Annotated in this window: 23 protein-coding genes and 2 tRNA genes; 5 read left to right on the top strand and 20 right to left on the bottom strand. The window is 38.1% G+C overall.

The genetic code is table 11. The features are described from left to right. Window positions 1-70: 70 nt before the first annotated feature. The 19 genes from RG565_RS04285 to rsmH all read right to left on the bottom strand — a co-directional run bounded on the left by RG565_RS04285 (window position 71) and on the right by rsmH (window position 17630). Window positions 71-958, bottom strand: a complete 888-nt coding sequence (locus RG565_RS04285; protein WP_003028449.1) for an SPFH domain-containing protein — start codon at window positions 956-958, stop codon at window positions 71-73. A 125-nt stretch (window positions 959-1083) separates the two neighbouring features. Continuing rightward, window positions 1084-1683: a response regulator transcription factor gene (locus RG565_RS04280; RefSeq protein WP_247936742.1), complete on the bottom strand. Its 600-nt coding sequence runs from the start codon at window positions 1681-1683 to the stop codon at window positions 1084-1086. Further along, entirely contained in the window at window positions 1680-2777 is a 1098-nt protein-coding gene (locus RG565_RS04275) for a sensor histidine kinase (protein WP_247936741.1), read from the bottom strand. The genes RG565_RS04280 and RG565_RS04275 overlap by 4 nt, the downstream gene beginning before the upstream one ends. Before the next feature lie 4 nt (window positions 2778-2781). Continuing rightward, window positions 2782-3516 (bottom strand): ABC transporter permease, encoded by a 735-nt coding sequence (locus RG565_RS04270; RefSeq protein WP_247936740.1) that lies wholly within the window; start codon window positions 3514-3516, stop codon window positions 2782-2784. Window positions 3517-3529: 13 nt separating this feature from the next. Continuing rightward, window positions 3530-4405, bottom strand: a complete 876-nt coding sequence (locus RG565_RS04265) for an ABC transporter ATP-binding protein (protein ID WP_070670885.1) — start codon at window positions 4403-4405, stop codon at window positions 3530-3532. A 285-nt stretch (window positions 4406-4690) separates the two neighbouring features. Continuing rightward, window positions 4691-6358, bottom strand: a complete 1668-nt coding sequence (locus RG565_RS04260) for a DAK2 domain-containing protein (protein WP_106082861.1) — start codon at window positions 6356-6358, stop codon at window positions 4691-4693. Window positions 6359-6360: 2 nt separating this feature from the next. Beyond that, on the bottom strand, window positions 6361-6726 hold the full coding sequence (locus RG565_RS04255; RefSeq protein ID WP_003031118.1) for an Asp23/Gls24 family envelope stress response protein: 366 nt from the start codon (window positions 6724-6726) through the stop codon (window positions 6361-6363). 175 nt (window positions 6727-6901) lie between these two features. Continuing rightward, window positions 6902-7090 carry a 50S ribosomal protein L28 gene (gene rpmB, locus RG565_RS04250; protein ID WP_003025909.1) on the bottom strand — a complete coding sequence of 63 codons (189 nt, stop codon included), beginning with the start codon at window positions 7088-7090 and terminating at the stop codon, window positions 6902-6904. 134 nt (window positions 7091-7224) lie between these two features. After that, window positions 7225-7887 (bottom strand): hypothetical protein, encoded by a 663-nt coding sequence (locus RG565_RS04245; protein ID WP_070670881.1) that lies wholly within the window; start codon window positions 7885-7887, stop codon window positions 7225-7227. A gap of 5 nt (window positions 7888-7892) precedes the next feature. Beyond that, window positions 7893-8339 carry a LytTR family DNA-binding domain-containing protein gene (locus RG565_RS04240; RefSeq protein ID WP_049514692.1) on the bottom strand — a complete coding sequence of 149 codons (447 nt, stop codon included), beginning with the start codon at window positions 8337-8339 and terminating at the stop codon, window positions 7893-7895. A gap of 213 nt (window positions 8340-8552) precedes the next feature. Then, window positions 8553-8625: transfer RNA gene (locus RG565_RS04235), tRNA-Thr, on the bottom strand. Window positions 8626-8675: 50 nt separating this feature from the next. Continuing rightward, window positions 8676-9137 (bottom strand): GNAT family N-acetyltransferase, encoded by a 462-nt coding sequence (locus RG565_RS04230; RefSeq protein WP_003028461.1) that lies wholly within the window; start codon window positions 9135-9137, stop codon window positions 8676-8678. Window positions 9138-9247: 110 nt separating this feature from the next. Next, window positions 9248-10129: a class II fructose-bisphosphate aldolase gene (locus tag RG565_RS04225; protein ID WP_003025917.1), complete on the bottom strand. Its 882-nt coding sequence runs from the start codon at window positions 10127-10129 to the stop codon at window positions 9248-9250. A 203-nt stretch (window positions 10130-10332) separates the two neighbouring features. Beyond that, window positions 10333-10418 (bottom strand) — tRNA-Leu (locus RG565_RS04220). A 202-nt stretch (window positions 10419-10620) separates the two neighbouring features. Then, entirely contained in the window at window positions 10621-12579 is a 1959-nt protein-coding gene (locus tag RG565_RS04215; RefSeq protein ID WP_268732182.1) for a peptide ABC transporter substrate-binding protein, read from the bottom strand. 524 nt (window positions 12580-13103) lie between these two features. Beyond that, window positions 13104-14087 carry a phospho-N-acetylmuramoyl-pentapeptide-transferase gene (mraY, locus tag RG565_RS04210; protein ID WP_268732183.1) on the bottom strand — a complete coding sequence of 328 codons (984 nt, stop codon included), beginning with the start codon at window positions 14085-14087 and terminating at the stop codon, window positions 13104-13106. A gap of 1 nt (window position 14088) precedes the next feature. Further along, window positions 14089-16347: a penicillin-binding protein PBP2X gene (gene pbp2X, locus RG565_RS04205; protein ID WP_268732184.1), complete on the bottom strand. Its 2259-nt coding sequence runs from the start codon at window positions 16345-16347 to the stop codon at window positions 14089-14091. A gap of 3 nt (window positions 16348-16350) precedes the next feature. Beyond that, window positions 16351-16671 (bottom strand): cell division protein FtsL, encoded by a 321-nt coding sequence (gene ftsL / locus RG565_RS04200; protein WP_003031041.1) that lies wholly within the window; start codon window positions 16669-16671, stop codon window positions 16351-16353. Window positions 16672-16679: 8 nt separating this feature from the next. Next, window positions 16680-17630 carry a 16S rRNA (cytosine(1402)-N(4))-methyltransferase RsmH gene (gene rsmH, locus RG565_RS04195; RefSeq protein WP_247936736.1) on the bottom strand — a complete coding sequence of 317 codons (951 nt, stop codon included), beginning with the start codon at window positions 17628-17630 and terminating at the stop codon, window positions 16680-16682. 149 nt (window positions 17631-17779) lie between these two features. On the opposite strand from rsmH, the gene RG565_RS04190 reads away from it, so the two are divergent. The 5 genes from RG565_RS04190 (at window position 17780) to RG565_RS04170 (ending at window position 20837) form a co-directional block, all read left to right on the top strand. Further along, complete coding sequence (locus tag RG565_RS04190; RefSeq protein WP_247936735.1) at window positions 17780-18013, top strand: helix-turn-helix transcriptional regulator; 234 nt, start codon at window positions 17780-17782, stop codon at window positions 18011-18013. Window positions 18014-18038: 25 nt separating this feature from the next. Then, entirely contained in the window at window positions 18039-18524 is a 486-nt protein-coding gene (locus RG565_RS04185) for a DUF3278 domain-containing protein (protein WP_268732186.1), read from the top strand. A 34-nt stretch (window positions 18525-18558) separates the two neighbouring features. Next, window positions 18559-18726, top strand: coding sequence for a hypothetical protein (locus RG565_RS04180; protein WP_003043314.1), 168 nt, complete (start codon window positions 18559-18561; stop codon window positions 18724-18726). A 78-nt stretch (window positions 18727-18804) separates the two neighbouring features. Next, the gene (locus RG565_RS04175) at window positions 18805-20160 is read left to right on the top strand and encodes a TrkH family potassium uptake protein (protein ID WP_247936734.1); all 1356 of its coding nucleotides are present in this window, start codon (window positions 18805-18807) and stop codon (window positions 20158-20160) included. A gap of 11 nt (window positions 20161-20171) precedes the next feature. Beyond that, window positions 20172-20837: a TrkA family potassium uptake protein gene (locus tag RG565_RS04170; RefSeq protein ID WP_247936733.1), complete on the top strand. Its 666-nt coding sequence runs from the start codon at window positions 20172-20174 to the stop codon at window positions 20835-20837. 48 nt (window positions 20838-20885) lie between these two features. Here RG565_RS04170 and RG565_RS04165 read toward each other — a convergent pair whose 3' ends face one another. Beyond that, complete coding sequence (locus RG565_RS04165) at window positions 20886-21143, bottom strand: DUF896 family protein (protein ID WP_003025937.1); 258 nt, start codon at window positions 21141-21143, stop codon at window positions 20886-20888. Window positions 21144-21147 lie beyond the last annotated feature (4 nt).

Here is a 21147-nt window from a genome sequence, read left to right as displayed (position 1 = left end):
AAGGTTTTTGTTTGTTTTGTCAACGGAAAAGGATGCCTATTTTGATGAATAAAGCAATTCAGAATATTCTTTATTTAGCTTTAAGTGCTGATAATATTTGTGTTCGGATACTTTCCACTCCGTCAGGATTTGCTGGTAGGAAAATTGTATTATTTCCCTTATTGTCTGCAAAATTATTCAACGTGTCAAGGTATTGGTTGGTTAAAAGAATGGACATGATTTGTTCTTCCTTCAATTCAACATTCGCACCTTTCAGCTCTTTGATAGAATCTGCCAAACCATCCACAATCGCTTTCCGTTGCTCTGCAATCCCTACCCCATGAAGGCGGTCTTTTTCCGCTTCTGCTTCTGCGGCAGTTACAATTTTGATTTTATCAGCTTCAGCCAATTCTTGAGCAGCAACACGTTTCCGTTGGGCAGCGTTAATCTCGTTCATTGATTGCTTGACTTCTGCGTCTGGCTCAACCTTGGTAATTAAGGTTTTTACGATGATATAACCGTAAGTAGACATTTCTTCTGCTACCTGTTTTTGTACTTCAAGTGCAATTTCATCTTTTTTTTCAAACAATTCATCCAATGTCAATTTAGGAACAGATGAGCGCAAAGCATCTTCAATATAAGATTTGATTTGAGCTTCTGGACGAATCAATTTATAGTAAGCATCTGTTACATTATTTTCATTAACACGGTATTGTGTAGCAACATTCATCATGACAAATACATTATCTTGTGTCTTCGTTTCAACCACAATCTCACTTTGCAAGAGGCGCAATTGCACACGCGCTGCGATATGATCAATACCAAATGGCAAACGCAAATGAATTCCACTATTACTTAACTTTTGATATTTCCCAAAACGTTCTATAATCGCTACAGACTGTTGACGAACGACATACAACGAGCTAAAAAGAATGAGAAACAGCACGACAATAATAATTGGCACTATTAAAAATAGCATAATATGAAACTCCTATCTTCTTTTTCAAAATTATAGCATACTTATAAGAGTTTATCAAACAAAAGCGATAAAAACTAGTTAAATCACTATGTTAAATTTCTCTTCAATATCTCACAATATCTAGTTTATATCCAACCATTTTCTTGCGCAATTCGAACCGCTTCCAATCGATTTTCTGCTGCTAATTTCGTTAGAATGCTTGACATATAATTACGAATGGTACCATTTGACAGATAAAGCTTTTGAGCGATTTCTTTGCTGGACAGACCTCTTGCTGCCGCTTGCAAAACCAAAATTTCTTGATTGGACAAGGGATTTTTACTTGTCATCATGACTTCCATCAACTCAGGAGAATATTCTTTTTTTCCGTCTAACACAGTATGAATCGTTTTCATAAGGTCGGCTATACTGCGTTCTTTTAAGACATAAGCATCTACATCTGCTTTAATCGCTCGCTCAAAGTAACCAGGACGTTTAAATGTGGTGACAATAACAACTTTGACAGTTGGCTGCTTCTCCTTGACCCATTCCAACACATCCAGACCTGTTTGCTTAGGCATTTCCACATCTAAAATAGCCACATCTATCTTTTTAGATTGCAACAGAGTCATTGCCTCCTGCCCATTAGAAGCTTGATGAACCGTTTCCACATCTGATTGCATTTCTAGCAATTGACACAGAGCATCTCTTAGCATGCTTTGATCTTCGGCAACTAACAATTTCATTTGTATCCCTCCATTGGTAAGTTTATTCGAATCTTAGTTGGCTGTTTACAGCTTAAAATCTCTACGTGTCCAGACAATGATTCCACACGCTCCCGAATAGAATGCAACTCTTTTCCTGTGGCAATTTTGAAACCTTTCCCATTATCCTCAACATCTGCTATTAACCTATTTTTTTCAGAATACAGATGAATTTGGCAACTGCTTGCTTGAGCATGCTTGATGATATTTGTTGCTAATTCTAGTAGAACCATACTTAAGCTTGATTGAATATTCGGTGCGATGCTAGCAATATTGAGTTGATGCTGTACTTGTACCCGAATCCCACTCATTTCCAGCATCGCCTGAATAGTCACTAACTCCTCATCCAAGGTTCGTGTTTTTAGATTATCAATAATCCGTCGCACATCTGCCATAGACTGCTTGCTAATTTCATGCACTTCCTGCAATTCTTTACCAGCTTTCTCATAGGATTTCATTTGAAGAAACTGTTGTGCTAATTCTGTCTTGACACTGAGCATAGCAAATGTATGCCCTAGACTATCATGTAGGTCTCGTCCAATACGATTGCGCTCATTTTCAGCTAGGAACAGATTGAGTTGAGCATTCTGCTTTCTTTTTTCCTCCTGAAGCAATTCAGCCACCTGCATGCGATACAATCCGAAGGTCAATAAATCAGCAAATAAAAAGGTCGCAATCAAAAATATCAGATAGGATAAATCACTCGGATTTTTCAGAAAAATAGAAAACAGAATGATTGGCTGTAAGGTAAAAAAGGTCCAAAAGCGCCAAGATTTAAATGGAATTTCATTAAAGTGATAGATTAGTAGATTTGATAGATAAAAGATGTACCAAACAAAACTTGGATTTAGCCAAATAGAACTATAAAAAATGTAGGCAATCATTATCCACCAAGACAGCCACTGATGAAACGGATGATTATCGAGTAGAAGATTGTAATAAGCTCCGATAAAAAATACTGTCCACAACAAGAGCAAAAGCGAGTAGTCCCCACCGATGACACCCGCTATTGGAAAGACAATAAAAACTAAAGCAATATGAAACATATAGTGAATATTTTTTAGTTTTTTCCACATAAATTTATTTTACCTCAATCCGTTTTTTAAGTTGAAGAACCACCAGACTGACACCAACTGTGTAAACCAGAACAATCAGTGCTGCAATGGCATTAAACTCGCGATGTTCCAAATAAGAAGATACAATCTGCATGAGTTGATAACTAGGAGTCAACTTACCGATTGATTGGAGCCATTTTGGAAACATGGTCAAAGGAAACCAAAGACCACCCAGGACTGCCAAAGCCATATAGGCAATATTCCCCACAACAGACATAAGCTGAGCGCTAGGAAGTAAACTCACTAGTACTCCCATAGCAATGAAAACCAAACTTCCAAACAAAATAATTAGGGCGATGATTAACCAATCCATTGCAGGAAGATTGACTCCACGAACGAAATGTCCAATAGAAAATACAACGACTATGGAAAGAAGGAAAGTCAGTAAAGCACTGAAAAGTTTGGATATATAATATTCTATCATAGAAACAGGTGAGTGTTGAAGCATTTTTTGCCAATTATTAGTTTTATCAGACTGCAAGGTGCTTGGAATACTAAAGAAAGCACTGGACATAATACTAAAAACTGTCATAGAAAAGAGATAGGTTTGGAGTACAAGTGTAGGGGTGGCACTCCCAGACATCATACCTGAGAAAATCAGATAAAAGACACTAGGCAATCCAATAGACAATAGATAATAAGCCGCTTGGCGCTTCATTAAAATCAATTCAACCTTCATTAAACTTCTCATATTTTTCATGATAGATCTCCTTTTACTCTTGCGTTGTCTCAAAAATACTATCCAATAGTGTCCGGTTGCGCACTTCTACTTCCTCAATCGTACAACCATTCTCTACCAAGACTTGCCACACTTGACCAGCCTTTCTAGTTGCAAAGGAGAGAGCATTTTGCTTGATTTCAATTTCGGTCACTTCAGGTAACCTTTCCAAAATAGCTTGGTAAGAAAGCGGAATAGTAAAGTGTTTTTCTTGTTCTTCGCTGCGCATAGCGTAAGGCGTTGTATCACGAATCAATTCACCCTTATGCAAAACCAAAATCCGATCTGCTGTATGCTCTACTTCCTCAATATAGTGAGAAGAGTAAATAATGGTCACACCCTTTTTCTTCAACTCATCCACAATTTCCCAAAAATGCTGCCGAGTGGAAGTATCCATAGCAGAAGTCGGCTCATCTAAAAAGAGAATTTTAGGTCGGCCAATAAGAGCTAAAATAAAAGAAAACAACCGTTTTTGCCCACCAGATAATTTGCTGGCTAGCTGATCTTTTTGCTTATCCGTAAATGTCAAAAGGGCATCAACTTCTTGATTAGTTAAACTACGTGGGTAAATACTTTGAAAAAAGTTCAGTAGTTCTTTTACCTTCAAATCTGCCACAACTGTATTTTCTTGTGGTAAAATAGCAACAATCTGCTTTAATTGCTCATCTGTTGGCTTTAATCCTCGAACACTAGCCTGCCCACTTGTAAGAAATTTATCGCCTAGCAAACAATCCATGAGCGTGGTCTTCCCAGCTCCATTTGGACCAATCAACGCCACACATTCTCCCTCGTTAATAGTAAAAGAGATATCTTTCAAAATTTCTTTCCCACGAATCTTTTTAGATAAACGGTTCACCTCAATCAGCTTCATCTTTTTCTCCTCATTATTTTTATTGGTGGAAATGCAACACATACAGAAGTCCTAGCAATTGGCTCAGGAAGTTTCTGGTCAACGATTAGATTACCACAAAGTTACTTGCAGCAAGAAGAATAAAACAGGTTGTAGACTTGGCTTCTAACTCTACATTTCCTCTTGTTACTTTCATTATAGCTCAACTCTTTTATCGCCACTAGATGATTTTGTCATCACTCAACATGACAAATGTCATAAAAAAGACGACTCCATCGAGTCGCCCTTCGCAATAATTCTTCTGTTTTATTCAACACTAAAAAGGTATGGATAAACTGGCTGTCCGCCATTATGTATTTCTACTTCTACATCTTCAAATTTTTCAGTAATATCTTGCGCTAGTTCATTAGCCAAGTCTTCACTACCGTCTTCACCGATATAAATCGTTACAATCTCACTATCTACATCTAGCATTTTGCTAAAAGTTTCATTCAATGTCGTCAACATGTCTGGATTGGAAACAACAATTTTTCCATCCACCATACCAAGGTTATCATTTTCATGAATTTCAAGACCATCAATCGTTGTATCACGAACAGCTGTCGTCACACTACCACTGACAACATCAGCAAGAACAGCCGTCATACGATCATGGTTGTCTTCAATGGATTTGCTTGGATCAAAAGCTAGCAAGCTAGTCAAACCTTGCGGAATCGTTCTTGTTTCAATCACTGCAGCAGGTTGTTCAATCACTTCCGCCGCCGATTGCGCCGCCATGAAAATATTTTTGTTGTTTGGCAGAATAATGATATGACGAGCATTCACATGTTCAACAGCCTTGATGAAATCTTCTGTTGAAGGATTCATCGTTTGCCCGCCAGAGATGATATAGTCCACACCTTGTGCCTTAAAGATATCTGACAATCCTTCTCCTGCAACTACCGCAATAATAGCATATTCTTTTTCTTCTGTTGGCTGGCTATTTTCACGTTCTTCTTTTTCAACCTGCGCTTCGTGCTGATTGCGCATATTATCTACTTTGACCTTGACAAGGCTTCCATATTTCAAACCTTCTTGCATGACCAAACCTGGGTCTTCCGTGTGAACATGAACTTTTACGATTTCATCATCGTTTACGACAAGAAGTGAGTCGCCCAGTTCATTCAAATAGTTGCGGAATTCATCATAGTCAAATTCTTTTACATACGTTGGACCTTTTTTCAAAGCGACCATGATTTCCGTACAATAGCCATATTTGATGTCTTCTGTTGCCACATGACTAGCTACCGACTTATGGTGTTCTGCATTGATCATTTCTGTCATAGTTGCAGGCGTTGCTTGAAATTCTTCAGATGCAATGTATTCGCCTGTCAATGCTGACAAAAAGCCTTCATAAATGAAAACAAGACCTTGACCACCAGAGTCCACAACACCAACTTCTTTTAAGACCGGAAGCATGTCTGGTGTTTTAGCAAGAGCCACCTTAGCACTATCAAGAGCTGCTTTCATGACCTCAACAGCATCATCTGTCTCTTCTGCTTTTTTCTTAGCACCGATCGCAGCTCCACGAGAAACTGTCAAAATCGTTCCCTCAACTGGCTTCATCACAGCTTTGTAGGCTACTTCCACTCCAGATTGAAAAGCAAGGGCTAAATCTTGTCCTGTTAATTCTTCCTTTTCTTTCACACTTTGAGAGAAACCACGGAACAGCTGAGAAGTGATAACGCCAGAATTTCCACGCGCTCCCATCAATAGACCTTTTGCAAAAATCCCAGCTACTTCACCGACAGTAGAAGCAGATTTATCTGCAACTTCCTTTGCCCCATTTTCAATGGTCATTCCCATATTGGTACCTGTATCACCGTCTGGCACAGGAAAAACATTTAAAGAATTGACATATTCAGCCTGTTTATTCAAACGAGTAGATGCAGACTGCACCATTTCTTGAAATAAACTAGTAGTAATATTTGACACGATTATTCTCCTACAACTTTAATATTTTGGATATAGACATTTACTGTTTCGGCAGTAATTCCAAGCTGATTTTCAAGACTGAATTTCACACGTTCTTGAATATTTTTAGACACTTCACTGATCTTGGTACCATAGCTCAAAACTGTATACACATCAACAGCAATGCTACCTTCGTCCGTGGTCTTTACTACAACGCCTTTCGCATAATTTTCTTTGCCTAATAAAGCTTGGAAATTATCTTTAATGGCATTTTTACTGGCCATTCCGACAACACCAAAAATTTCAGTTGCTGCCCCACCAACAATTGTCGCAATGACATCATCTGTCAGTTCGATTTGACCATCTTTTGTATTGATTTTTACAGTCATAGTTTCTACCTCAAAAGTATTTTATAGTTTATTTTACCATATTTTACGCGGACTGTAAAAGAGAGAGTACATAATTAGAAAGGATTCAGTCAATGTTGGGGATTTTCCTTGTCGTAAAAAATCTATTTTCTTGTGCAAAAAGAAAAAGGACCCCAGAGGTCCGATTCTTCATAAATTAAACGCGTTCAACTTTGCCTGATTTAAGGGCACGTGCTGAAGCCCAAACTTTCTTAGGTTTACCATCAACTAAGATTGTCACCTTTTGAAGATTTGGTTTCACAGTACGTTTTGTTTGGTTCATTGCGTGAGAGCGGTTATTTCCTGATACAGTTTTACGACCTGTAAAGTAACATACTTTTGCCATTGATACTTGTCCTCCTGATTAGTTTCACGGGTTTTATACCACATACCGTAAAATTTTATCACAATTTCTATGATTTTGCAAGACTATTTTCTCTATATTTCAAAATTTAGCCAAGGCAGTCTAATCCGTCAGTCTTAAATATAGATAATTCCCAAACGACCGAAAGATACATCTCCCTTTACATAGAGGGTCTTGTCTTTCTCATTGATGTTACGGGGATTGGTAACTGTGCCGAAAGCATTGTCTACATCCAACTCCACACGCCAATTACTAGGCACATATAACGTTGCATTCCCAAAAGATACATCAACATCAAAGGTAGCAGAATCGCCTTTTATCGTGGCATTGTCAAAATAAACTGTGGCATTACCAAAGGTACAATCTAGCGTTTCATAGGTAAAATCTTCCGAATTGATGTAGCGCGTACCACTTCCAAAATTAATATCCCCATTTATAATGCGATGAGCATTTGAACCACGATAAACACCCCAAATTCGTTTTGGTTTGAAAATCAAGCCAATCCCAATAGAAGCCAGAATCCCTGCTAAGAAAATCGTTCCAGATGAGATGGGCAAAAAGTGATAGCTACTATTTGCAACGATTAAGGAAATAATGGCTAAAATAACCCCACCAGATAAATTTCCTCTCCAAAAATTTTCAATTGCAAAGTAAGCAAAGCCAAGCACAACAAGCATCGGCCAAAAATTGAAATCAATAAGCGGAATACCAAAATTTCCTTGTAGTAGTACCCAGCCTGCCAATACCAAAAGCCCCATTCCAAACAATGTTTTTCTCATAATATTTACCTCATTTCACTTAATTTTTCTTTTAAAAATTGAAAATAATGCCGAGACACATGCACCTGTTTATGAGTATCATAAAAGCGAATGCTACTAGTCCCTGAAAAAGACTTTTCCAACGAATAAATTGCTTTAATATTCGTAATCGTTGACTTAGAAATACGGCAGAAATAGCGTGGCAAGCATTCTTCCAGCTCATACAATTTCAGCTTTACTTCATAAGCATTATTTCGAGCATGTGCAAAAATCTTATTTCCCTCTGTCTCAAAAAAGAGAATATCCGCTAAATCAACATAGTATTCGCTCGTATCTTTGTAAAAAAGAATAGACGGCTTAGCAACTTCTTCCAGAGAACGCTGAACGCGCTCTATCTGCTCATCAAAGCGAGGTGCCTTAATGACAATTTCTGCTTCTTCTAGATTAGAATCTAGCTCTACTCGAATCTTCATAAACACTCCCTCGTTTTTCTTTATTTTATTATAACAATTGGTTCGTGAAATTCAAGTGATTTTCAGTAAGTGGTTCCTTTCGAGACGCAAGTGGTTGTAAAATTTGGATATCCTACTTGTTTTTCATAAGCTGGTCAGATGCGATTAGCTTTTTTTACACAACAATGCTTAACAATAAACAAAAAGCCTTCAATCAATGAAGACCTTCAATGATGCCGATTATAGGGCTTGAACCTACGACCTACGCGTTACGAGTGCGTTGCTCTACCAACTGAGCTAAATCGGCATTCAACACATTCTTATTCTAACACGTCAAATTTTTTTGTCAAGAAGTTTTTAGGAAATTTTCTTGATTAAAACCATGCAGGGATTATGTGAATCCCACAGCCGAGGGAAGATTTCTAATTTTTTAAAACCTTGAGCCTGATAGAAAGCATTCGTTCTATCGTAGGTTGGATAATGACCCGGTGCCACTGTTTTGACTTGTAAATAGTCAACCTGTTGTCTTGCTGCCATTTCCAAGATATTCACTAACTTTGATCCAATCCCTTGTCTATGATAGTCTTTCTTGATAGCTAGGCAGTCAATCTCTGCACAGTCTTCACTGGAATAGGACAAACTAATAAAACCAAGCGGATCATCACCTTCATAAGCTCCCCAGACACGAAGTTTCCCAGCCGCCTCAATATAGGCTTGAGTACTATCTGGAATACCAAACCACTCTGGTAAATCAGCCAAAATCTCAGCTGCAATCGCTAACTTCTGCTCCTCTTTCTTGATTTCTTTAATCTGAGCCATTCCTCTCTCCCATTCCTGCCAACAAATTTTTATCTTTTATGTTTATGTATTCAACAATCAACAAAAATCCCGCACAAGGCGAGATTTTCTTGTTTATTTGGTAAGCCTAATTAAGCTTTACCTTCTGAACCAAATACATCGATACGTTCTTCAACAGCTTCTGTAATGGCTTCAAAACCTGGTTTCAAGAATTTACGTGGGTCAAAAAGTTTCTTCTTATCGTATTCTGCTTCGTTTGCTTCGTATTCAGCAACGAATTTACGAGTAGCTTTTGCAAAAGCAATTTGACATTCAGTGTTTACATTTACTTTAGCAACACCCAATTTGATAGCTGCTTGGATTTGGTCATCAGGAATACCTGAACCACCGTGAAGTACGATTGGGAATCCAGGGACAGCTTCTGTCAATTTTTGCAAGTGGTCAAGGTGAAGACCTTTCCAGTTAGCTGGGTATGGTCCATGAATGTTACCAATACCTGCTGCAAGGAAGTCAATTCCAGTTTCAACCATTGCTTTTGCATCTTCGATTGGAGCTAATTCACCGTCACCGATGATACCGTCTTCTTCGCCACCGATTGTACCAACTTCAGCTTCTACTGACACGCCATTTGCATGCGCAAATTCAACAACTTTGCGAGCTTTTTCAAGGTTTTCTTCAACTGGAAGATGAGAACCATCAAACATAACTGAAGTGTAACCAACTTTGATACATTCAAGTGCATCTTCATAATGACCATGGTCAAGGTGAATAGCAACTGGTACAGTAATTCCCATTGATTCTACAAGGTTTTCGATGAGAAGTTTACATACTTTGTAACCACCCATATATTTAGCAGCACCCATAGAAGTTTGGATAAGAACTGGAGCTTTTTTAGCTTCTGCTGCACGCAAGATAGCTTGAGTCCACTCAAGGTTGTTTGTATTAAATCCACCAACTGCATAACCATTGTCACGAGCTGCTTGGACAAATTTTTCTGCTGAAACGATTGCCATTAGTATTAGGCCTCCTATTTATTTTTATGGGTTTCCCCATTTACATTGTTTATTTTATCACTTTTTAGGAAAAAATACCAGTGTTTCCTAATCTTTTAAGCATTTTCTCTTATGAAATTGTTTCTCTTTCCTTACATCGCAAAAATAATAACATAAAATGTAACAACATCAACAAAAAAACTGGCCGAAGCCAGCTTATCTGATGCGGAGAGAGGGACTTGAACCCTCACGACCTAAAGCGGTCACAGGATCCTTAGTCCTGCGCGTCTGCCAATTCCGCCATCCCCGCTATTGAGTACCTTATTAGTATAACAGGATAGAAACTCCTTGTCAAGAAAATTTTTTGAAAAAATGTATCTGTCAGCACTTAAAATCACTCCCTAAAGCCAACTCTTGTTTGAAACTTCTTCGATATAGGTTCTTTAGATATGAACACAACACAAAGAAACTCCTACGAAGCTTGTCGTTCATAGAAGTTTCTTGCATTTGTTTTATTTCACATGATTTTCGTAGTCATCTTGTGCTTTTTTATTAGAAGTTTCTTTTTCTTTTAGCCATTTCTTTTTAGCACTTTCGTATTCTTTTGTTGTTACAATCTTGTCTTGCAGTTTGACATATTTGAAATAACTGCTTGAAGCACCTTTGATTCCAACTAATGAATAAGAACGACTAAATGGAACTGTTTTCGTCACGGACGGTGTTCCTCCAAGAGAGAGGTTTGGCATTGTCAAGCCACTATCGATTAACCATGCTTGCGCTTCGGCATATTTTTCATAGCGTGTAGCTTCGTTGGTTTCAGCATTTGCTTCTGCTAGCATCTCTGTATATGTGTCCAGTCCAACTGCCTTAATCTTATCATTTTCTTGACCTGGTTCCAGACCAAAGTTTTGTAAACTACCACCATTTTTTGTATTCAAAGTATCTAAATAAGTAGATGGATCTTGATAGTCACCAGACCAGCCACCATTATACAGATCATAGTCCTTTTGAGCAGCCGTATTAGCAAAATAACTGATATTATTTAATTCATCTGAACTCATTTGTTGAATATCAATGACAACATTTTCTGTGCCCAAGACAGACTCAACAGATTGCTTCATGGAACTTTCCCATTGAACACCAATTTTGCTTGTCTGATCAGTCGGTACATCTAAGTGAATAGGGAACTGAACACCTTTTGCTTGCAATTCTGCTTTAGCTTGAGCAAACTTCGCCTTGGCTTTTTCTGGATTGTAATAAGCATCTTGTGCATCGGCCAAATTCATATTTGACCATTCTGAGCCATAGTTTACCAATTTAGAAGACACAACATCACCAAACGTTTTATCACCGATAGAAACAAATGTTGGTGGCACGAGTGTGTTCCGCAATACCTTTGTCGCTCCGTCTTTCCCATTACTTTGTGCACCATAAGAAGTACGATTATAGGCAAAGTTGATAGCTTGGCGGAAAGCTTTATTTAGCACCGCTTCTTGTGTCGCAGCCTTTTGAGCATCTGTTTTCTTAGATGTATGGTTGTAAGACTGACGATTTAAATTAAAGTTATAATAGTAGCTGGTCGCATCTTGCAAACTATAGATGATATTGTTAGCATATTGTTTCTTAACAGAAGCAAAACTAGAGCTATTTGGATAAAGACGAGCTGCACTATAGGCACCATCTGTGAAGTTACGGATAAGAGCTTCTTGGTCAGAGCCGTCATAATATGTCAATTTGATATTGTCCAAATGAACATTCTTTTTATCATAGTAATGAGGATTTTTAGCAAATTCCATAGAAGACTTGGCCGTCAGAGATTTCAACAGATACGGACCATTGTATAGAATGCTGGTTGGTTTTACAGAACCAAAATTTTTTCCTTGTGATTTCAAGAAATCTGCATTAACTGGGAAGAGGATATTATTGGTCGTTTTTGAATTCCAATAAGTCTCTGCACGGCTGAGTGTATACTGTACTGTATAGTCATCTAGAGCTTTTACTCCAACCGTTGAAAAATCTTTCGTTTCACCCTTGATGTAAGCATCTAAACCTTTGACAGAATCTTGAACGAGGTAAAGGGCTTCTGATTTATTATCTGCGGCGTATTTCAAGCCAGTTACAAAGTCTTGCGCCTTTACACTTGCGTACTCTTCACCTTCTGATGTGTACCATTTAGCATCTTTACGTAATTTATACGTATATGTCAAGCCATCTTTGGAGACTGTCCATGACTTAGCAAGCGCCGGAACTAAATTTCCGTACTGGTCATTTTCCAATAATCCATCAACTAAGTTAGTCACAACATCTGAAGTTGTCGCACGGTTCGCCATCAGATAATTTAGCGTGTCTGGATCTTGTGTATACACGTATGAATAAGTTGATGTGCTAGAAGCTGACTTGCCACAACCTGATAATAGGATTCCAGCGCTTAGCACAACTCCTGTTGCAATAATCCATTTTGATGATTTCATAGATAAACCTCCTCTAATGTCACATCTTATTACATTGAATATTATACCGAAATAGTTTCAAAAAGTAAAGAGCTGTTTTTGACAGAAAATATTATTTATTCAAAATACTAGTTATTCACTGCATAATATGATTAAAATAAGCCGCAAAATACATAAATAAGCAAAAACAATAAATTTATCTTTTGACTAAAATTGAATAAACATTCTTTTAAAGTTAAAAAATAAGCCATTCTACTTTATGAAGATATCAACTACTCCCCTCCTTCAACTAAATATTGAACCTATTATACACTTTTTTCGTATAAGTACAAGAAAAATCATGATTTTTTAATATATTTTTCGGATTTTCTGCTCTTTAAAAACAAAAAAAGAGACATCCAGAGATAAAATTTGCATTTTTTAGTTTCTAACCTCATCTCTCAGAAGGGTGGTTATTCAGCAATCTAGAAGGCTAGTGAGGTAGGGACGAAGTTTTCGTCATAAAAAAGCGAGGCAGAAATAATATTGTCCCCGCCTCGTTTCTCTTATAAATATAAAATTGCAAGTGTTAGTAAGCTAGCTGCAAGACCAATTCCCCAGAAAAAGAAATCGACCTTCCATTCACTCCAAGCTTTACCATGCCCTGACAAACCACCTAATTCAAAATGGTGATGAACTGGTGTCATCCGGAAAATCCTTTTACCACCGGTCAATTTGAAATAAGAAACCTGCATCATAACCGAAGTTGTCTCAAAGACATAGACAATTCCAATGATGAGAAGCGTCCATTCTTGATGAAGCGCCATCGAAATGGCTGCTAACATACCGCCAAGCGCTAAGCTCCCTACATCACCCATAAAAATTTTAGCTGGTTTATGATTGAAAATGAAGAAGGCAAGCAGACCGCCAATCATACTCAAAATGACAATTAAAATATCAAAACGATGCTGAACAGTCGCAATAACTGCATAAGCTGCTAAGCTGATTGTAACAGAAATGCTAGCTAACCCATCAATACCATCTGTTAAATTGACTGCGTTGGAAAAACCGACCAGCCAAAAGAGGGCAAAAGCGATATAAAGATAACCTAAATGAACTGGGAAACCAAAAACATTGAGTAAGTCACCGCCACCATGAGTATCAAAGAAAAAGTAAAAAACAATACCACCAATAATTTGAAGAACCAATTTTTGTTTGGGATTTAAGCCTTCATTTATTTTGCGAAAAATCTTTAAAAAGTCATCCAAGAAACCAACAATACCGTACAAAACAAGAATAAACAATATCATCAAAGCAGCGCTTGAGAGTTCTCTTGATATAAGTGTAATCACAAAACTGGACAAAACGGAAGCTACCAAGAAAACAGTCCCACCCATGGTTGGAGTTCCCGCTTTTGCTTGGTGCTGCTTCACATCCTCGTGCATTTGTTGCCCAGAAATATGAGCTTTATGATAAAAACGAATAAAAGCAGGTATTCCAACCAGAGTTAGAATAAAGGTCACAACACCTGCGACGATAGCTTGTAACATGCTAATCTCCTAATGTAATTGTTATTTCTTTTATTTTCTTGAGTGATGCGTTGGTTTTGACACTTTGGGCAACGACCTTAGAGCCTTTACCCTTAACATGCACTTTTATGCCCAACCATTCACCGAATGTTTCAGCATTTTTCTTGGTCCAACCGTACATATCCGGCATTTCAGTAAAGTGATCTGTTAAGACAAGGATTTGCTGATTGGATTTCAGTGCTTCACCTGTTCTTACAGAAACTTTCTTAATATTTTTACCAGTACCTAGGATAATAGGTTGTACAAGATTGCGTCGTAACTCATCTGCTAAATCACCAGGGCTGGTATTTTTAGTAGATGGCATTTTATAAGTTATTTCTTTTGAAACTGACTTTAAAACAGGTGATTGCGTCGTCAAGTTCAACGTATCCTTCATCGCTGCAGCTTCTTCTAACACCGGATTGACCACCTCTTTCCAGAAGATTGGTTGGAAAGATTCTGAGGGCTGTTTCAGAGTTACATACATGATAAAATCAGGATTTTCTGCTGGTGTCATTGCCACAACAGAATAGATGTAATCATTTGCCCCTGTCAGATAACCACTGCCATTTTCTCCTGCAATCTGCGCTGTACCGGATTTAACCGCCACATTTTGATTAGGTACTTTGATAATTGGACCGCCCTCTGCCTTGCTATATAATGTTCCGTAAATAGGATCTGTACCGACAGTCACCATATGGTCTCTCGTTGACTTAGCAGCATCTTCGGAAACGGGGTGCCCGACAATCTCTGTAGAAGCCTTACGCGCACTCCCGCTTTTGGAATCATAAATGGCACTGATGAATTTTGGTTCAACCATTACACCATCATTGGCGATAGAAGAAAAAGCACGTAACATTTGTATTTGAGTAACCGAAATTCCTTGACCAAAAGCACTCATTGCATATGTAACGATATTATCTGCCGGAAGACCGCCGTAATCTTCATAATTCATTCCAAAGCGTGTAGGTAGTCCAAATTTAAACTTGCTAAGATAGTCTAGCCATTTTTCGTCACCCATTTTTTTCTCAAGAGAAGCCATTCCCACATTACTAGAAAGAGCAAAACCTTGAGCATAGGTTAATGTCTGTCCTTCAGAAAGTCCCATGTTGACATTCCAGTCTCGAATCGTTACATCTGCAATTTGCAGCCCACTATTATTATACGTTTCATTTTCTGGGAAAGTGTTATTGTCTATAGCTGCAGCTAGTGTCATAACCTTCATCGTTGAGCCAGGTTCATACTGATTTTGATAGAGAGCACTAGACCAAGCAAAGTCTTTTGTCAGATCTTGCTTTGTATCAGCATCAAAACTTGGACGCTGCGTCGTTGCAAGGATTTCTCCAGTTTTTGCACTAACTAATGTGGCACTGGCATAAGTTCCCTTAGCTTTTTCCACAAACGCATTCATCCGCGTTTCAAGGAAAGACTGTAGGTCTGAGGATAAGGTTGTATAAACATCTTTTCCATCTTGTGTTTGCCTTGAAACCTTGTCTGATCCCGGTACTATATTTCCGTTTTTATCTTTTTCATAGGTGATGACACCATTTGTTCCGGCTAACGTCTTGTTTAAAGCAGCTTCTAAACCTGTCGTCCCAACAAGCATTTTGCTACCGTCTTTATTTTCTTGTAACTGAGCCAATCCAACAAAAACAGAAGCAAAATTCCCATTTTTATAGCTTCTATTTGGACTAGTTGTGAAATCAACTCCCTTTACTTTTGCTTTTTTCAATTCCTCACGAATGGTATTCATATTACTATAACTGATACCATTCCCTTGAGCACCAAACGAAACTTGTTGTAATTTTTTTCGAGATAGTTGTTTTTTGACGTAGTCCTTATCCATACCAAGATACTTGTTAAATACATCAGCTACCTTATCGTATTGAGATTCTTCTACATAGAGAATTTCTCCTGTTGCTGACTTATAACTTTTATCAATAACAGCATAAACATTATAGGAAGTTGCATCTTCAGCTATTGGCAAACCATTACGGTCATAAATAGTTCCACGTTTAGCTGGGACGATCTTTGTGATTTGATGCACTTGACTTGCCTGTTCAGCTAAATTCACGCCAAATTTCTTTCCCGTTCCAATGATAATTGCAAAATTGATTAGGAAAACAAAAAAGACAAAAACCGTCAAAACGCTTAGATTTTTCCCTACTCGTCTACGGTTGTAACTAGGATTCCTACGATTTTTCAAAGCATGGTTTAAAATTCGTCTTCTGAGTCCATTCATGCTCTACTCCGCCGTTCTGATATTTTCATTATTCTGAGTCATTTCTTGCGAACTCGCTAATTTTGACAAACGTTCACTACGGATCAATTCATTAACCTCTTGCTTGGCATCATCTAACTCTGTTCGCTTCGCCTCGATTTTTGAATTGACAGTTGTTAAATCACGCTGCACTTGCAATAATTTTGTCTGCATAAATACGACACTTGTCGCTAAGATAACTGCCGTCAAGACTATAGCGCCATAAAATGCCTTTTCAACACGAGAAAATCTTTGAATACGCGCCTGAAGTATCTGACTAGTCGTTCTTGGTCTATTATTTGCCATCTCAATCCTCACTTATGTACTTTTTGTGCCACACGCAGTTTGGCTGAATGCGCGCGATTATTGTTATCTAGTTCTTCTTTACTTGGTAAAATAGGTTTCCGAGTAACCAATTTCATTTTAGGTTGTAAATCCTCTGGAATAAATGGTAAACCTTTCGGGACTTCCACTGTTGAAGCCTCTTTAAAAAGTTGCTTGGTCAAGCGGTCTTCTAACGAATGAAAAGTAATCACAGAAATCCGCCCATCAACTGCTAACAAATCCATCGCCTGTTGAATAGACTCGTCTGCCGCTCCCAACTCATCATTGACCTCAATACGAATAGCTTGAAAAATCTGTTTAGCTGGATGACCTTTTTTCTTTAATTCCTTGGCAGGCTTAGCAGATTTAATAATCTCCGCCAACTCCGTAGTGGTTTCAATCGGTTTCTTTTCACGCATTTGCTCAATTTTACGAGCAATTTGTTTTGAAAATTTATCTTCTCCATATTTAAAAAAAATCCGCACTAAATCATGATAGCTATATTGATTAACTACTTCGTAAGCCGTTAGCTTTGCCTCACGATTCATTCGCATATCAAGCGGAGCATCTTGCTTATAGGAAAAGCCACGCTCACGCTCATCAAGTTGCGGACTCGAAACTCCTAAATCATAGCAAATACCATCAATTTCTTCAACACCCAGCTCATTCAAGCGAGCTTTTAAATGACGAAAATTGTCATTGATAAAAGTCACCATTCCTTGTTCAACATACGATGCTAAGCGTTTTTGAGCATGCTCAATAGCAGTCTGATCTTGATCAAAAGCATATAGATGACCGTTTTCCCCTAATTTACTCAATAAATATTCACTATGTCCTGCCCCACCTAATGTTGCATCAACATAGACTCCATTTGGTTTTATATCAAGTTGATCAATGGTTTCGTGCAGAAGAACTGTCACATGATGAAATTCATTTGTCATATCTTTACTATTATACCACAAAGATTTAAAAAAAGAATTTTAGAATCATGTAAAGTTTTTTGTCAATTATACTTGACATATCAACCAAGGATTTTTATAATAAAATCACAAATGTCAGTTATATTTGACATCAAAATAAGGGGGAATGCATGAATCATGTGAGAGAATTTCGAAATAGTCTTGGACTATCACAATTAGAACTTGCTAAAAAAATTGGCGTTTCACGACAAACGATTAACATGATTGAAAACAACAAATATAATCCCACACTAGAACTTTGCATTAACCTAGCACTAGCTTTGAAGACAGACCTAAACACACTTTTTTGGAATGACAAGAACGATTTGAAAGGATACAAAAATGAAAAAGGAATCTTTAACTGACAAACTAATCAAACGTATATTTTGAATTGTCGGACCACTAGATGAATATCGACGGCGAGCGATTGGCAAAGCCAGCAGCGCGACTTTTATCTGGCTTTATTATATTTTGCTATTCTCTAGTCTTATGGCTTCTATTTTGGGAATTTATTTCCCAAAAGTGATTGCAATCGCATTTCCTATATTTATATTATTGCTAGCACTTTTAACACAAGAAATCGTCTACCTAAAGACTGAAGACCGAGGTGTGCAAAAGTTTGATAAAGAAGAACTTTCAACCTTACCAATCACGCCAAAGCAACTGAAAAGGCGAGCGATTCTGACAGCTATTTTATTGCCCCTTGCTATCTTTTTATGGATAGTGTTTCAAAAATCGCTAGACTGGAAAGTAAACTATTTACATGCTCTCTGGCGTTCCCTAACTAGTCCACTTGTCATTTTGCTCATTGTGGGATTCCTCATTATCGAACCACTCGTTGGCGGTATGATTTACTTTCCACAAATAGAACTCTAGAAAAAAAGAAAGAAAATAGAAAGGCTAAACTTAAATGAATCTTCAACAATACAAAAAAATTATCTTACCTCTTCTAGCTATTCTCCTTATCATTTCCTTCTACTTTTTCTTCACCTTGACAGATCCAATCTTGTTCTGGGTAGATGTGGCAGTGATTGCTGGTTGCATATTTTTCGGTCGAAAACTTTTAAAGAAGGACTAGACTTCTTGCGCCTTCCTTCTCGTCTTTTAAGCTGCTTTGTGGTAAAATAAAGTCATTATTCTATGAAGGAAATTACAAATGTCACGTTTCTTATCCAGATTATCTCCTGCTAGGCGCATTTTATTGAGCTTTGCCCTTGTGATTGTGGTAGGCTCTCTTCTTTTAAATCTGCCTATTATGCAGACAGCGACCTCTAAAGCTAATTATTTTGACCACCTCTTTACATCAGTTTCAATGGTTTGTGTGACGGGGCTTTTTACGCAGTCTGTTGCAGATACTTACAATATTTGGGGGCAAATCATCTGCATGCTCCTCATTCAGATTGGCGGATTGGGGCTGATTAGCTTTATTGGGCTGATTTATGTACGTTCCAATCAAAAGCTCAGTTTTTCCAATCGTACTACTTTACAAGAAAGTCTTAGTCGAGATGAGACAAATTCTATTCGCGACTTTCTTCGCTCCATTTTTCTTATTACTTTCAGCATTGAAGCTCTTGGAGCATTTATCCTCAGTTTTCGCTTTGTCCCCCTTTTAGGATGGGGAAAAGGACTTCTAACCTCCATTTTCCTTGCTATCTCTGCATTTTGTAATGCTGGATTTGACAACTTAGGAAGCACTAGCTTATTGGCATACAAAACAGATGCCTTGGTCAATTTGACCATTGCTGCTTTGATTATCATGGGAGGCTTGGGTTTTTCAGTTTGGTTTGACTTAAAAACAAATATCCAGACAAAAGGACATAAGCGAAAATTGCGCTTTCACACAAAATTGGTTCTTGCTTTAACAGCTCTCATCTTAATCAGTGGAACCTGCTTGACATTTCTAACAGAATACCAAAATACAGCTACGATTGGTCGACTTCCCTTTGAAAAGAAACTTTTAGTCAGCTTCTTTCAAACCGTCACCATGCGGACGGCTGGATTTGCAACAATTGACTATACACAAGCTCGCCCAGTTACATTGCTCCTTTACATCATTCAGATGTTTCTAGGAGGTGCTCCCGGAGGAACGGCAGGGGGACTGAAAATCACTACTTTTTTGGTCGTATTAGCCTTTGCCCGAACGGAAATCCTTGGCTTGCCTCATACTAATTTTGGTCACCATACGTTTTCTCCCTCTACCATTCAAAAATCCTTTAGTGTCTTGATTGTCTTTACAACAACCTTTATCATTGGCTTGACTTTTTTGACTATGGTCGCTGATAATGGACATCGTTTTATTTACTTAATGTTTGAAGCCATGTCTGCTCTTGGAACGGTGGGCGTAACGGCAAATCTAACACCTACTTTAAATCATGCCGCTTTAACCGTGATTATGTTTTTGATGTTTATCGGGCGTATCGGACCATTGACCTTAATTGTCAGTCTTTCCAATCGAAAACCGAAGAAGAAAGACACAATTAAATTTGCCAATGCAAATATTATTATTGGATAGGAAGGAATTTTATGGATAAACGAACAATCGGTATACTGGGGCTGGGAGTTTTCGGTCGCAGTATCATTAACACACTTCGCAAATACAACTGCGATATTATAGCTGTCGATGACCATGAAGATGTCATCAATCATTTTGAAGCTATTTTAGCGCGAGGTGTGGTCGGCGATATTACAGACCATGATTTGCTTCAGGCGGCAGGGATTGATACCTGTGATACGGTAGTGGTCGCTACTGGAGACAATCTAGAATCGAGTGTCCTTGCTGTTATGCACTGCAAATCGTTAGGCGTTGAAAAAGTAATTGCCAAGGTGAAAAGTAAAACAACCAGAGAAGTCTTGCTAAAGGTCGGAGCAGACCGCTGCATCTCCCCTGAGCGTGAAACAGGGATTTCACTTGCAAAAAATATCCTGCATCAAGCTACGACTGACGTCATTGAACTAGATAAAAATGTATCTATTATTGAATTTTATCCACCTCAGTCTTGGATTGGTAAAAATTTAGTCCAATTAAAACTTCGTCAAAACCACAACCTCAATATCATTGGTTTTCGAGAAACACCCGACGGTGTTCTCAACATTGATACATCACCTGACTATACCTTTAAAAAGGACGAACTGTTGATGGCGGTTATTGACAGTCAAACATTTGACCACTTTGAAGATATTACAAAATAGATGAAAACATCGCTGAGAATTTTTCTCAGCGATGTTTTGTTACCTTTATTACGAATTTGGATCATCCAAACTTCGACCGTGCAAGCCTTTTTCACGTTGGACTTGACGGAGCTTTTCCGGTGTGATGTCATTACCCTCTTCATCCACAATTTTAATCCCTTCAATGTGGTGGCGAACGCTACGACGATAGCCTTCAATGTATTCTTCACGCAATTTAGCTTGCTCTACTTTTTCTTCTGGCGTTAGGCCAACTGTTTTTTTCTTTTTGGCAAGTTCGTTGATACGTTCGATTTTCTTTGGTTCCATTTTT

The sequence above is a fragment of the Streptococcus sp. IsoGale021 genome, from assembly GCF_031142795.1.
Taxonomy (GTDB): Bacteria; Bacillota; Bacilli; order Lactobacillales; family Streptococcaceae; genus Streptococcus; species Streptococcus hominis.
The sequence above is the reverse complement of the archived record's forward strand: the minus strand, read 5'-3'. Positions and strand labels throughout refer to the sequence as shown.

Coding starts and splice junctions, on each gene's coding strand:
- RG565_RS04285 (WP_003028449.1), bottom strand. CDS start 958: ATGCTATTTTTAATAGTGCCAATTATTATTGTCGTGCTGTTTCTCATT.
- RG565_RS04280 (WP_247936742.1), bottom strand. CDS start 1,683: ATGAAATTGTTAGTTGCCGAAGATCAAAGCATGCTAAGAGATGCTCTG.
- RG565_RS04275 (WP_247936741.1), bottom strand. CDS start 2,777: ATGTGGAAAAAACTAAAAAATATTCACTATATGTTTCATATTGCTTTA.
- RG565_RS04270 (WP_247936740.1), bottom strand. CDS start 3,516: ATGAAAAATATGAGAAGTTTAATGAAGGTTGAATTGATTTTAATGAAG.
- RG565_RS04265 (WP_070670885.1), bottom strand. CDS start 4,405: ATGAAGCTGATTGAGGTGAACCGTTTATCTAAAAAGATTCGTGGGAAA.
- RG565_RS04255 (WP_003031118.1), bottom strand. CDS start 6,726: ATGACTGTAAAAATCAATACAAAAGATGGTCAAATCGAACTGACAGAT.
- rpmB (WP_003025909.1), bottom strand. CDS start 7,090: ATGGCAAAAGTATGTTACTTTACAGGTCGTAAAACTGTATCAGGAAAT.
- RG565_RS04245 (WP_070670881.1), bottom strand. CDS start 7,887: ATGAGAAAAACATTGTTTGGAATGGGGCTTTTGGTATTGGCAGGCTGG.
- RG565_RS04240 (WP_049514692.1), bottom strand. CDS start 8,339: ATGAAGATTCGAGTAGAGCTAGATTCTAATCTAGAAGAAGCAGAAATT.
- RG565_RS04230 (WP_003028461.1), bottom strand. CDS start 9,137: ATGGCTCAGATTAAAGAAATCAAGAAAGAGGAGCAGAAGTTAGCGATT.
- RG565_RS04225 (WP_003025917.1), bottom strand. CDS start 10,129: ATGGCAATCGTTTCAGCAGAAAAATTTGTCCAAGCAGCTCGTGACAAT.
- RG565_RS04215 (WP_268732182.1), bottom strand. CDS start 12,579: ATGAAATCATCAAAATGGATTATTGCAACAGGAGTTGTGCTAAGCGCT.
- mraY (WP_268732183.1), bottom strand. CDS start 14,087: ATGTTACAAGCTATCGTCGCAGGTGTTGTGACCTTTATTCTAACTCTG.
- pbp2X (WP_268732184.1), bottom strand. CDS start 16,347: ATGAATGGACTCAGAAGACGAATTTTAAACCATGCTTTGAAAAATCGT.
- ftsL (WP_003031041.1), bottom strand. CDS start 16,671: ATGGCAAATAATAGACCAAGAACGACTAGTCAGATACTTCAGGCGCGT.
- rsmH (WP_247936736.1), bottom strand. CDS start 17,630: ATGACAAATGAATTTCATCATGTGACAGTTCTTCTGCACGAAACCATT.
- RG565_RS04190 (WP_247936735.1), top strand. CDS start 17,780: ATGAATCATGTGAGAGAATTTCGAAATAGTCTTGGACTATCACAATTA.
- RG565_RS04180 (WP_003043314.1), top strand. CDS start 18,559: ATGAATCTTCAACAATACAAAAAAATTATCTTACCTCTTCTAGCTATT.
- RG565_RS04175 (WP_247936734.1), top strand. CDS start 18,805: ATGTCACGTTTCTTATCCAGATTATCTCCTGCTAGGCGCATTTTATTG.
- RG565_RS04170 (WP_247936733.1), top strand. CDS start 20,172: ATGGATAAACGAACAATCGGTATACTGGGGCTGGGAGTTTTCGGTCGC.
- RG565_RS04165 (WP_003025937.1), bottom strand. CDS start 21,143: ATGGAACCAAAGAAAATCGAACGTATCAACGAACTTGCCAAAAAGAAA.